Genomic DNA, 12,738 nt, shown 5'->3' on the forward strand with positions numbered 1-12,738 from the left:
CTCGCCGACCGCTGATCAGCCCCGTTCGTGCAGTGGGAACTCGATCGCGCCGGTGTCGCCGGACTGACGCGCCATCGGGATGCGGGTGCCGAGCACCTGCGCCACGACGTCCTGCGCGATCTTCGATGCCGTCAGCCCCGCGTCGCCGAGGATCTGGTCGCGCGACGCGTGGTCGATGAATTCATCGGGCAGCCCGAGCTCGTCGACCGCGGTGTCGATGCCGGCCTCGCGCAGCACCTGTCGGACGCGGGTGCCGACGCCGCCGACGCGGATGCCGTCTTCCAGCGTGATCACGAGGCGGTGACGCGCCGCCAGTTCGACGATCGACGGTTGCACGGGGATCGCCCATCGCGGGTCGATGACCGTCGCACCGATGCCCTGCGCGCGAAGCCGCTCTGCGACGTCCACCGCCAGAGCGGCGAAAGGACCGATTCCGACGACCAGGACGTCTTCGGACTCCCCTCGGGCCAGGACGTCGACGCCGTCCTGCAGGCGTTCGATCGCGGGCAGATCCGGTGCGACGTCGCCCTTCGGGAAACGGATCACGGTCGGCGCGTCGTCGACCAGGACGGCCTCGTCGAGCGCCTCCTGCAGACGAGCCGCATCACGAGGCGCCGCGATGCGGATGTGCGGCACGATCTGCAGCATGGCGAGGTCCCACATGCCATGGTGGCTGGGGCCGTCCGGACCGGTGACGCCGGCACGGTCGAGCACGAAGGTGACGCCGGCGCGGTGCAGAGCGACGTCCATCAGCACCTGGTCGAACGCGCGGTTCATGAAGGTCGCGTAGAGCGCGACGACCGGGTGCAGGCCGCCGAAGGCGAGCCCCGCGGCTGACGCGACCGCGTGCTGCTCCGCGATGCCGACGTCGTAGACCCGATCGGGGAACCGCTCCGCGAAGGGCGCGAGCCCCGTCGGGCGCAGCATGGCCGCCGTCATCGCGATGACGTCGGAGCGACGCTCGCCCACCGAGACGAGCGCGTCGGAGAACACGTCGGTCCACCCGCGACCGCCGGAGCCGAGCGTCTCGCCCGTGGCCGGGTCGATGCGCCCGACGGCGTGGAACTGGTCGGCCTCGTCGTCGCGAGCAGGCTGATAGCCGCGGCCCTTCTCAGTGATCGCGTGCACGATGACCGGGGCGCCGTACGACTTCGCGAGTTCGAGGGTCTCGATGAGAACGGGCAGATCGTGCCCGTCGACCGGGCCGAGGTACTTGATGTCGAGATTCGAGTACAGCGCCTCATTGTTGGTGAAGCGTGACAGGAACCCATGGGTTCCGCCCCGCACTCCGCGGAACACCGCGCGCCCCACGGGACCGAAGGCACGGAAGAGCCGGTCTGAGCGCTGATGCAGGTCTTTGTACGCCGCAGCCGTTCGCACGCGGTTGAGGTACCGGGACATCCCGCCGATGGTCGGGGCGTACGACCGGCCGTTGTCGTTGACGACGATGACCAGGTTGCGGTCGTTGTCGTCGGAGATGTTGTTGAGCGCCTCCCAGGTCATACCGCCGGTGAGGGCACCGTCTCCCACCACGGCGACGACGTGGCGGTCCGCGCGTCCGGTGGCGGTGAGCGCACGCGAGATCCCGTCGGCCCAGCTCAGCGAGCTGGAGGCGTGCGACGACTCGACCACATCGTGCGGGCTCTCGCCGCGCTGCGGGTAGCCGGCGAGTCCGCCGCGCAGACGCAGCGATGAGAAGTCCTGGCGGCCTGTGAGCACCTTGTGCACGTACGACTGGTGGCCCGTGTCGAAGATGAACGGATCGTCCGGTGAGGAGAAGACGCGGTGGAGAGCGATCGTGAGCTCGACCACACCGAGGTTGGGGCCGAGATGCCCGCCGGTCTGCGAGACGTTCTCCACGAGGAACTCGCGGATCTCCCCGGCGAGCTCGACGAGCTGGTCCTCGGACAGGGAGTCGAGGTCACGGGGTCCTGAGATGCTCCGGAGAATGGGCATCTGCACCTCCTCACAGGCACCGTCTGGCACCCGATTCCGGTTCGGATACAGGTTCGATCCTACCCCGGGCAGCCGCGGGAGGCCGGGAACGAGAGCACCCTTGACACGCGGAGAGGGGCCCGGTCGCGAACGACCGGGCCCCTCTCCGTGGCGATCAGACCAGCGAACGCAGCACGTACTGCAGGATTCCGCCGTTGCGGTAGTAGTCCGCCTCACCGGGGGTGTCGATGCGGACGACCGCGTCGAACTCGACGGCCTGCTTGCCCTCGGGCGAGTCCTCGCTCGGAGTGGCGGTGACCTTGACGGTCTTCGGCGTGACGCCGTTGTTCAGCTCGTCGAGCCCCGTGATCGAGACGACCTCGGTGCCGTCGAGGCCGAGCGACTCCCAGCTCTCCCCCGCGGGGAACTGCAGCGGCACGACGCCCATGCCGATGAGGTTCGAGCGGTGGATGCGCTCGAAGCTCTCGGTGATGACCGCCTTGACGCCGAGGAGGCTCGTGCCCTTCGCCGCCCAGTCGCGCGACGAACCGGAGCCGTACTCCTTGCCGCCGAAGATGACGAGGGGCGTGCCCTGCTCCTGGTAGTTCATGCTCGCGTCGTAGATGTACGACTGCGGTCCGCCCGGCTGGGTGAAGTCGCGGGTGAAGCCGCCCTCGACGACCTGACCGTCGTTCACGGCCGAGACCATCATGTTCTTGAGGCGGATGTTCGCGAACGTGCCGCGGATCATCACCTCGTGGTTGCCTCGACGCGAGCCGAAGGAGTTGAAGTCCTTACGGTCGACGCCGTGCTCGGTGAGGTACTGCGCGGCGGGCGTGCCCGGCTTGATGTTTCCGGCCGGGGAGATGTGGTCGGTGGTGACCGAGTCGCCGAGCGTCGCCATGACGCGTGCACCCTCGATGTTCGTCACCGGGGTGAGCTCCATCTTCATGCCGTCGAAGTACGGAGCCTTGCGGACGTACGTCGAGTCCTCGTCCCACTGGAAGGTGTCGTCCTCCGGAGTGGGGAGGCTGCGCCAGCGCTCGTCTCCGTCGAAGACCGTCGCGTACTGCTTGATGAACTGCTCGCGCGAGATCGACGCGTCGACGATCTGCTGCACCTCGTCGGGCGACGGCCAGATGTCCTTGAGGAACACGTCCTGACCGTCGGACCCCTTGCCGAGTGCGTCGTTCTCGAAGTCGAAGTGCATCGATCCGGCGAGAGCGTACGCGATGACCAGCGGCGGGCTCGCGAGGTAGTTCATCTTCACGTCGGGGCTGATGCGGCCCTCGAAGTTGCGGTTGCCCGAGAGCACAGCGGTCACGGCGAGGTCGTGCGAGTTGATCGCCTCCGACACCTCTTCGATCAGCGGTCCGGAGTTTCCGATGCAGATCGTGCAGCCGTAGCCGACGGTGTAGAAGCCGAGGCCCTCGAGGTCCTTGTCGAGGCCGGACTTCTCGTAGTAGTCGGTGACGACCTTGGAGCCGGGGCCGAGCGTCGTCTTGACCCACGGCTTCTGCTTCAGGCCCTTCTCGAGCGCCTTGCGGGCGACGAGACCGGCGGCGATCATGACCGACGGGTTCGACGTGTTGGTGCACGAGGTGATCGCGGCGAGGGTCACGGCGCCGTTGTCGAGGATGTACTTCTCCCCCGAGGGCGTGGTGACGGGAACGGGGTTCGATGCGTTGACCGGTGCACCGCTGTTGATGTGGACGGGGCGCGTGGTGCGCGGCTCCTCCTCGCCGGGGACGTTGCCCGGATCGGACGCCGGGAACGAGTGCTTCGACTCGAGGTCGACGACATCGTCCGAAGTCGAGGCCGTGGCGTAGTTCAGGATGTCCTGCTCGAACTGCGACTTGGCCTCCGAGAGGAGGATGCGGTCCTGCGGACGCTTCGGGCCGGCGATCGACGGCACCACGGTGCCGAGGTCGAGCTCGAGGTACTCGCTGAAGACGGGCTCCTTCGAGGCGTCGTGCCAGAGCGTCTGCTCCTTGGCGTACGCCTCGACGAGCGCGACGGCCTCCTCGGAGCGACCGGTGAGGCGCAGGTAGTCGAGCGTGACGTCGTCGATCGGGAACATCGCGGCGGTCGAGCCGAACTCGGGGCTCATGTTGCCGATGGTGGCGCGGTTCGCGAGCGGCACCGAGGCGACGCCCTCGCCGTAGAACTCGACGAACTTGCCGACCACGCCGTGCTTGCGCAGCATGTCGGTGATCGTGAGCACGACGTCGGTCGCCGTCACTCCGGCGGGGATGTCGCCGGAGAGCTTGAAGCCGACGACGCGCGGGATGAGCATCGACACGGGCTGGCCGAGCATGGCCGCCTCTGCTTCGATGCCGCCGACTCCCCAGCCGAGCACGCCGAGGCCGTTGACCATCGTCGTGTGCGAGTCGGTGCCGACGCACGTGTCGGGGTAGGCGCGGAGCACACCGTCGACGGTGCGGTCGTAGATGACCTTGGCCAGGTGCTCGATGTTCACCTGGTGCACGATGCCGGTCCCGGGCGGGACGACCTTGAAGTCGCTGAAGGCCGTCTGACCCCAGCGCAGGAACTGGTAGCGCTCACCGTTGCGCTCGTACTCGATCTCGACGTTGCGCTCGAGAGCGTTCTCCGAGCCGAAGAGGTCGGCGATCACGGAGTGGTCGATCACCATCTCTGCGGGCGAGAGCGGGTTGATCTTGTTCGCGTCGCCGCCGAGCGCAGTGACAGCCTCGCGCATGGTGGCGAGGTCGACGATGCAGGGCACACCGGTGAAGTCCTGCATGACCACGCGCGCCGGCGTGAACTGGATCTCGGTGTTGGGCTCGGCCGCGGCATCCCACGAACCGAGAGCCTCGATCTGCGCCTTCGTGACGTTCGCGCCGTCCTCGGTGCGAAGCAGATTCTCGAGGAGGACCTTGAGGCTGAAGGGGAGCTTGTCGAAACCGGGCACCGTGTCGATGCGGAAGATCTCGTAGTCGGTGCTGCCGACCGTCAGGGTGCTCTGGGCACCGAAGCTGTTCACCGTGGACACGAATCCGTCTCCTTCTATTCGGATGGGAGCGACAGGCGCCTCCATCTTGCTCGCCAGCGAGCCCCTGCGGCTAGCAAGGCAGACCTAACCAGTCTGCTCCGCTCGACCCGTGGGCGAAAGCCCGCAATTTATCTTGATGTCAAGATAAATCTATCACGCCCGAGGGGATGCACCGGCTTCGGGCTCGCGGGGATACATCGCCCGGACCACCAACCAGGTGACCGCGATGAGAGGCGCGAACAACGGCAGACCCATGATGAGCTTGAGGGTTCCGAGGACGGCCACCTCGTTCGCGAGGTAGAGCGGCAGCTGCACGGCGAGGCGCGCGAAGAAGAGCGCGGCCCAGGCTATCCCGAGCCACAGGAACGCGCGGCGCTTGCGGCGGTCCTTCCGCCAGGCGGTGCCCTCTCCCATGAGGAACCCGACGGCGAGGCCGATCAGCGACCAGCCGATGAGCGCAGAGACCAGCATCGCCGTGCCGTACGCCGCGTTCGTGATGAGACCGGGCACGAAGTTGTCGGCTCCGCGACCGGTGAACAGGGCGAGGCCAGCCGCGGCAGCCGCCGCGACGAGCCCCCCGATCGCCGCCGACGGAGGAGACTTCTGCAGCAGACGCACGACCGTGAACACGGCAGCGAGACCGACCGACACCCCGAGCGACAGGATCAGCGGCTCCGAGCGGATGGTGAAGATGATGACGAAGGCCAGGCTCGGGAGGACCGACTCGAGGATGCCGCGCCAGCCGCCGATCGCCGACCACACGACCCGGTGCGTCTTGCCCGTCTCGGTCGGGTCGAGCCCGGCGCGGCGCGCCGCACCACCCAGGGCGGCACCGAGCATCTCAGACGCGCTCTGCTCGCGCTCCGGTTCGGGCGCAGGCGGCGTCAGCGGCGTGCTCACGCGGAACCGGGGGTCGCCGGCATCTTCAACGGGATCAGGTCGCGCGGGGGCATCGGAGCCCCGCCGCGCACGACCACGATCGAGCGGAACAGGTCCTCGACCTTGGCGGCGGCGTCGAGGTCGGATGCCGCCGCTCCCCCGATCACGCCGCGCAGGAACCATCGAGGACCGTCGATGCCGATGAAGCGGGCGAGCCGCAGCTCCGAGCCCTCGTTCGCCGGCGCGGGGACCTCGGCGAGCAGCTCCTTGCCCAGCGACCCCTCGCGCTCCTCGACCCGACCGCCCTGGGCGCGAACCTGGTCGCGCAGCTGCACGCGCGTCTCGTCCCACAGGCCGCCGGAGCGGGGCGCCGCGAAAGGCTGGACCTGCAGCGACGAATCGGCGTAGTCGAGGCCGACGGCCACGATGCGCTTGGACTGCTCCTCGACTTCGAGACGCAGGTTGAGTCCCTCGCGGGGAAGGATCTTGATGCCGCCGAGATCGATGTACGGGCGGACCGGGTTCGCCTCGGAGTCATCGAACGGCCCGTCGGTCGCCCGGTTCGCGGGTGCTGACTTCGAGGGGGTCGCGTTGTTGTCAGTCATTGGCCTGTCCTGCCGGGGTCGAATGGGTTCCTGCCTGATATCCGGTCGAGCCGAAGCCGCCTTCGCCGCGGACGCTCTCCGGCAGCTCCTCGACCGGGATGAACGTGGCTCGGGTCACGGGCATGACGATCAGCTGCGCGATGCGGTCGCCGACGGCCACATCGTACGCGCTGCGGGTGTCGGTGTTGATCAGACTCACCTTGATCTCGCCGCGGTAGCCCGCGTCGACGGTGCCCGGCGAGTTGACGATCGAGATGCCGTGCTTAGCGGCGAGGCCGCTGCGCGGGACCACGAACGCCGCGAAGCCCTCCGGCAGCGCGATGCGCACCCCCGTGGCGACGAGGGCACGCTCCCCCGGACCGAGGTGCACGGCCTCTGCGGCGACCAGATCCGCTCCCGCGTCGCCGGGGTGGGCGTAGCCGGGCACAACAGACGCGATAATGGGGACATCAACGGAATCAGTCACCCCAAGAGGCTAATGCAGAACACCGTCCCCGACGCACGAGACCGCTACCGCGAGCGACTGTCCCCGAGCCTGTGGCTGCTGGTGACGATCGCGCTCGCCGGCCCGATGGTCGCGCTCATCTTCGTACCAGCCGGATCGACGGTCGCGCTCGTCATCGGTGCCGCCGTATCGGCGCTCCTGGTGGTGGCCGCGATCGCGCTCACCCCGGTCGTGGCGGTGCGCGGCGACTCCCTCAGCGTCGGCCGGGCGCACATCGAGGTGCACCACCTCGGCCGCCCTGTCGCGCTGACCGGGGATGACGCGAGGCAGGCCAGGGGCCCGGGTCTCCCGGCGCGAGGCTGGCATCTGATCCGCGGCGGCATCGACGGCGTGGTCGTCGTGCCGAACATCGACCCCGACGATCCCGTCACGACGTGGACCGTCTCGACGCGCACGCCGGACCGGCTCGCCGCCGCCATCGAGGCTGCGCACGCCTGATCCGGGACTCGGCCCAGGCGTCAGGACCCGCTGTACCGACCTCCATAGGGTGGGGTCTCGGCACCGCCACGGGTCTCGGCACCGTCACGGGTCTCGGCATCCGAGCGGCAGGGAAAACGACAACGCGCCCCTGACCGAGGTCGGGGGCGCGCACGTCGTGCTCGGGTGCGCTCAGGCAGCGCACTCCTTGCAGATGGGACCGTCGGGTCCCTCGTGGTCGAGCTGGGAGCGGTGCTTCACCAGGAAGCAGCTCATGCAGGTGAATTCGTCCTGCTGCGCGGGCAGCACGACGACATCGAGCTCGAGGTCGGACAGATCGGCACCGGGGAGGTCGAAGCTGGACGGGTTGTCCGCATCGTCGTCTCCCGTGGAGCCCGAGTTCTTGTCCGGCACACGCTCCTTGAGGGCTTCGATCGACTCGGAGTCGTCTTCACTCTTGCGGGGAGCGTCGTAGTCGGTTGCCATATGGAGAATCTCCACTTTCATGCGAGTGGGTGGTGCGCCGTCGGGGTAAGCGGCGGCCATAGTTTGCACGACCGTGAGTGAATAAGCAAATGCCCCGGCGTGCGACAGACCAAACTCACGGCACGCCCGGAGTATTCCCCGATCAGGGGGGTGCCGCGTGACACCATGAATGCACAGCCACAAGAGGGGCATTCGCATGGAAAACGTCACCATCGTCGGCACCGAAGCAGGAGTCCTGGTACTCGCCACCGAGTCGGGCGAGCGCTTCGCGCTGCCCATCGACGACGTGCTGCACCGGGAGATCCGCCGGGCGACGAAGCAGAGCGAGCCGACGACCCAGAAGCTCGCCGCGAGCCCGCGTGACATCCAGGCGCAGATCCGCGCCGGCCTGACGGCCCCGGAGGTCGCCGAGCTCCTCGGCATCGACGTCGACGACGTCGAGCGCTTCGAGGGTCCTGTGCTCGCTGAGCGCGAGCACGTGATCGGGCAGGCTCTCGCCGTGCCCGTGCTCATCGGCAGCGACGTCGAGCCGGACGCGCAGCCCACGTTCGGCACCGCCATCCGCGCCAAGCTCTCCGACGTGCAGGCGTCGGCCGAACGATGGGCGAGCTGGAAGGAGGACCGCAGCTGGATCATCAAGCTCGAGTTCACAGCGAACGAGGTCGACCACGACGCTCGCTGGTCGTTCGATCCGCGCCGCAGCGCCCTCGCGCCTCTCAACGCCGACGCCACCCAGCTGTCGCGCCAGGGTTCGCTGCCGGAAGGACTCATCCCCCGGCTCCGCGCGGTCGAGTCCGAGCGCACCACCTCGCCGTATAAGGACGACAGCCGTTTCGACTCCGGCGCCTTCGGTCCGCGTCTCGTGCCTGCCACGGCGACGGATGCGGAGGGCGACGAGCTGTCGCAGCCTGAGCGCTCGTCGTCGGCGGTGCAGGATGCCGCGACGAAGCGGGCCCCGGAGTCCACGAACACGAGCCCCGAGACCGCCGATCTGCTGGAGGCGCTCCGTCGCCGCCGCGGCCAGCGCGAAGCCGCTCCGCTTCTGGACGAGCCCGAAGCCGACGAGCCGGACTCGAGCCCCATCGCGTTGTTCGACGCTTTCGAGACGAGCGAGCCCGAGTCCGACGAACCGGAACCTGAGCCCTCTCCTGAGCCGTCGAACGACGGCAGCGGTCGCCGCCGTCGCCGCAACGCCATGCCGTCGTGGGATGAGATCGTCTTCGGCGCCCGCACCGACGAGTGAGCCCCCGCGGGTTCTCCGCTCAGCGCCTCAGCGGGCGAAGGCGCCGAGCCGGATGAGGGGCACCTGGCGCTCCTCCGGAGTCAGTCCGCCATGCTGCCCGACCATGCCCCGGCTGCGCTGATCGGCGGCGGTCCCGTCGTAGACGGCGACGTTGCCTCGCGAGATCACGAGCACGTCGCCGATGCGGGAGACCGCGGCATCCGACACCACGGGGCCGAAGAGCCCTGCGGCCACGGCCTCTTCGCGGGTGCCGACGTCGGCGAACCCGTCGAGATCGCTGCGCCAGCGCGCCACGACCTCTGCGGCATCCGCGTCGGGTTCGAGGTAGGCGTGCAGCATGCGCGGCTCCCCGCCGAGATGACGCACGCCCGCGAGATGCTCTGCCTCGAGAACGACCTGACGGTGGGCCGGTACGTCGACCATCCCGTGGTCGGCGGTGACGAGCACGCCGACTCCCGGCGGCACCCGCACCGCGAGCGCGGCATCGATCTCCTCCAGCGCCGCGATCCAGTGAGCCGAGTCGACCCCGTATCGGTGGCCGGCCTTATCGACCTCCGGCAGATAGCAGTAGACGAGCGCGCCGGGGTGTCGTGCGGCGAGGTCGTATGCCGCGCGCACCCGATCCGCCGGCGTCTCGGCCGCGACGAACTCGGCTCCGCGCAGCGTCGCACGGGTGAAACCGCTCCGAGCGTAGGCGGCGACACCGACGGCGAACGCCGGGCGCCCCTGCGCTGAGGCGCGCTCGAACACCGTGGGAACCGCCTGCCAGGCAAGTGGATCGACACCCTCGCTCTCCCACCCGGACAGCTGGTTGACCAGCAGATCGCGCTCGCGATCGAGCACCCGGTATCCGACGAGACCATGCTGGCCCGGCCAGGCGCCGGTGAGCAGGCTGGTGAGCGCTGCGGCCGTGGTCGACGGGAAGACGGTGTGCGCCACGTCTTTCCTGGCCATGCCGGCGGTCAGCGATCTGGCGTGTCCGGCATGAGCGCGCAGCGTGATCGCACCCAGCCCGTCCACCAGGACGAGCACGACCGACTCGGCCCGCGGAAGCACGTCCGAGTCGCCGCGGAGTGCGGCGAACAGGTCGTCCGCCACCCCGACGACGCTCCGGGCTGTGGCCGACTCGGGCGGTAGCATGAGGGACATCCGAGCCAGTCTGACACAGGCTCCGGTACGCCCTCAGCCCGCATCACCCAGGATGGCCATGCCGAAGACCCCGCCGCCCGAGCTCGCCCCGGAGAGAATCCAGGACATCGATCTCGAGAGTGAGATGCAGGGGTCCTTCCTCGAGTACGCGTACTCCGTCATCTACTCCCGCGCCCTGCCCGATGCCCGCGACGGCCTCAAGCCCGTGCAGCGGCGCATCCTCTACCAGATGGCCGAGATGGGCCTCCGACCCGACCGCGGGCATGTCAAGAGCGCCCGCGTGGTCGGTGAGGTAATGGGAAAGCTGCACCCGCACGGCGATTCGGCGATCTACGACGCGCTCGTCCGGCTCGCGCAGGAGTGGGCCCTTCGCGTGCCGCTCGTCGACGGGCACGGCAACTTCGGGTCGCTCGACGACGGACCCGCAGCCGCGCGGTACACCGAGGCCAGACTGGCAGCGCCCGCGACCGCGCTCACACAGGATCTCGACGAGGACGTCGTCGACTTCATCCCGAACTACGACGGCCAGTTCCAGCAGCCCTCCGTGCTTCCGGCCGCCTTCCCGAACCTCCTCGTCAACGGCGCGAGCGGTATCGCCGTCGGCATGGCGACGAACATGGCGCCGCACAACCTCATCGAGGTCGTCGCGGCGGCCACCCATCTTCTCGAGCACCCCGATGCGACGACCGAGGAGCTCATGGAGTTCGTCCCCGGTCCCGACTTCCCCTCCGGCGGCATCCTCATGGGTCTCGACGGTGTGAAGGACGCGTACACCAACGGGCGCGGCGCGCTCAAGGTGCGCGGCAAGGTCTCGGTCGAGTCGCTCGGCCCGCGGCGCACCGGCATCGTCGTCTCGGAGCTGCCGTACATGGTCGGCCCCGAGCGTCTGATCGAGAAGATCCGCGACGCCGTGCAGTCGAAGAAGTTGCAGGGCATCAGCGACGTCACGGACCTCACCGACCGCAACCACGGACTCCGGGTCGCCATCGGCATCAAGACGGGCTTCGACCCCAACGCCGTGCTGGAGCAGCTCTATCGGCTCACACCGCTCGAGGACTCGTTCAGCATCAACAACGTCGCCCTCGTCGACGGGCAGCCGCGCACGCTCGGGCTCAAGGAGATGCTGCGCGTCTATGTGAGCCACCGCATCGAGGTGATCACACGACGCAGCCGCTACCGGCTCGCTCGACGCGAGGAACGCCTGCACCTCGTCGAGGGTCTGCTCATCGCGATCCTCGACATCGACGAGGTCATCCAGGTCATCCGCTCGTCCGACGACTCCGAGCAGGCTCGCACGCGTCTGCGTACGGTGTTCGACCTCAGCGAGCCGCAGGCCGAGTACATCCTCGAGCTGCGCCTCCGCCGCCTGACGAAGTTCTCGCGCATCGAGCTCGAGAGCGAGCGCGACGCGCTGCAGGCCGAGATCGCCACCTTGAAGGAGCTCCTCGGCAGCGATGCCCTGCTGCGCGCGGCGGTGGCGACGGAGCTGGATGCCGTGGCAGACGCCTACGGCACGCCCCGGCGCACCCTGCTCATGAACGCAGCTCCGCCGAAGCAGCGGGCGGCGAAGGGCACCGTCGATCTGCAGATCGCCGATGCGCCGACCGTGCTCGTCCTCTCCACGACGGGTCGAGCCGTGCGGGTCGACCTCGCCGAGGGCCAGGAGCTCTCCGTCCCGACGCGCCGCAGCAAGCACGACGCGATCCTCACCACCATCGACACGACGGTCCGCGGCGAGATCGGCGCCCTCACCTCCGAGGGCCGCGTGCTGCGCTTCTCCCCCGTCGACCTTCCGTCCGTGCCCTCCTCGTCGGTGCAGCTCGCGGCAGGAACTCCGCTGCGCGACTATCTCGGGATCACGACGCGCGGAGAGCGCGTTCTCGGCTTCGTCCGCTTCGACAGCGACACCCCCATCGCGATCGGCACGGCGCAGGGAACGGTCAAGCGCATCGTCCCCTCGGCGCTGCCCATGCGTCCCGACGTCGAGGTCATCGGCATGAAGCCCGGCGACACGATCGTGGGCGCGGCGGCGGCGTCCGACGACTCCGAGCTCGTCTTCATCACGACCGACGCGCAGCTGCTGCGGTTCTCCGCCTCGACCGTGCGCCCGCAGGGCGCTCCGGCCGGCGGCATGGCCGGTGTGAAGCTCGGCTCCGGCGCCTCCGCCCTCTTCTTCGGCGCGGTGATGCCCGGGGCGGAGACCGTGGTCGCCACGGTCTCGGGCTCCGACAGCGCTCTGCCAGGCACCGACCCGGGCCGCGTGAAGGTCTCCGCCTTCGCCGAGTACCCTGCGAAGGGTCGCGCGACCGGCGGCGTGCGGGCCCACGCCTTCCTCAAGGGCGAGGACCGCCTGACCGTCGCGTGGGTGGGCCCCGCGCCGGCACAGGCTGTCGACCCGACCGGCGCCGTGCGCAAGCTGCCGGACGCGGGGGCGCGCCGTGACGGGTCGGGGCAGCCGGTGGACGGCGTCATCGGCAGCATCGGACGCACCCTGGTCTGAGGGTGC

10 protein-coding genes are annotated in these 12,738 nt (G+C 69.1%); 3 read left to right on the top strand and 7 right to left on the bottom strand.

Going from position 1 to position 12,738, the window contains the following annotated elements; translation table 11 throughout:
* Nucleotides 1-15: 15 nt before the first annotated feature.
* From dxs to dut, 5 genes are all read right to left on the bottom strand, one after another.
* On the bottom strand, nucleotides 16-1,956 hold the full coding sequence (dxs, locus tag FSY98_RS00285; RefSeq protein WP_144872529.1) for a 1-deoxy-D-xylulose-5-phosphate synthase: 1,941 nt from the start codon (nucleotides 1,954-1,956) through the stop codon (nucleotides 16-18).
* Between the two features lie 154 nt (nucleotides 1,957-2,110).
* A complete protein-coding gene (locus tag FSY98_RS00290) occupies nucleotides 2,111-4,993 on the bottom strand; it encodes an aconitate hydratase (protein ID WP_186307500.1) in 2,883 nt (960 codons plus the stop codon).
* 108 nt (nucleotides 4,994-5,101) lie between these two features.
* The gene (locus FSY98_RS00295; protein ID WP_144876529.1) at nucleotides 5,102-5,788 is read right to left on the bottom strand and encodes a DUF3159 domain-containing protein; all 687 of its coding nucleotides are present in this window, start codon (nucleotides 5,786-5,788) and stop codon (nucleotides 5,102-5,104) included.
* A 56-nt stretch (nucleotides 5,789-5,844) separates the two neighbouring features.
* Nucleotides 5,845-6,432, bottom strand: a complete 588-nt coding sequence (locus FSY98_RS00300; RefSeq protein ID WP_144872535.1) for a DUF3710 domain-containing protein — start codon at nucleotides 6,430-6,432, stop codon at nucleotides 5,845-5,847.
* Entirely contained in the window at nucleotides 6,425-6,898 is a 474-nt protein-coding gene (gene dut, locus FSY98_RS00305; RefSeq protein WP_144872538.1) for a dUTP diphosphatase, read from the bottom strand. Before dut ends, FSY98_RS00300 begins: the two co-directional genes overlap by 8 nt.
* A 12-nt stretch (nucleotides 6,899-6,910) precedes the next feature.
* Between dut and FSY98_RS00310 the strand changes: the two genes are divergently transcribed.
* Entirely contained in the window at nucleotides 6,911-7,375 is a 465-nt protein-coding gene (locus FSY98_RS00310; protein WP_144872541.1) for a DUF3093 domain-containing protein, read from the top strand.
* Between the two features lie 171 nt (nucleotides 7,376-7,546).
* Here FSY98_RS00310 and FSY98_RS00315 read toward each other — a convergent pair whose 3' ends face one another.
* Nucleotides 7,547-7,840, bottom strand: a complete 294-nt coding sequence (locus tag FSY98_RS00315; protein ID WP_144872544.1) for a DUF4193 domain-containing protein — start codon at nucleotides 7,838-7,840, stop codon at nucleotides 7,547-7,549.
* 196 nt (nucleotides 7,841-8,036) lie between these two features.
* On the opposite strand from FSY98_RS00315, the gene sepH reads away from it, so the two are divergent.
* Nucleotides 8,037-9,083 (top strand): septation protein SepH, encoded by a 1,047-nt coding sequence (sepH, locus tag FSY98_RS00320; protein WP_144872547.1) that lies wholly within the window; start codon nucleotides 8,037-8,039, stop codon nucleotides 9,081-9,083.
* Between the two features lie 27 nt (nucleotides 9,084-9,110).
* Here the strand turns inward: sepH and FSY98_RS00325 are convergent, their stop codons facing one another.
* Nucleotides 9,111-10,232 carry an alkaline phosphatase family protein gene (locus tag FSY98_RS00325; RefSeq protein ID WP_260857185.1) on the bottom strand — a complete coding sequence of 374 codons (1,122 nt, stop codon included), beginning with the start codon at nucleotides 10,230-10,232 and terminating at the stop codon, nucleotides 9,111-9,113.
* 58 nt (nucleotides 10,233-10,290) lie between these two features.
* Here FSY98_RS00325 and FSY98_RS00330 point away from each other — a divergent pair, with 58 nt between their 5' ends.
* On the top strand, nucleotides 10,291-12,732 hold the full coding sequence (locus FSY98_RS00330; protein ID WP_144872550.1) for a DNA topoisomerase (ATP-hydrolyzing) subunit A: 2,442 nt from the start codon (nucleotides 10,291-10,293) through the stop codon (nucleotides 12,730-12,732).
* The last annotated feature ends 6 nt before the right edge of the window (nucleotides 12,733-12,738 follow it).

It is taken from the genome of Microbacterium sp. 1.5R (assembly GCF_007667425.1).
Taxonomy (GTDB): Bacteria; Actinomycetota; Actinomycetes; order Actinomycetales; family Microbacteriaceae; genus Microbacterium.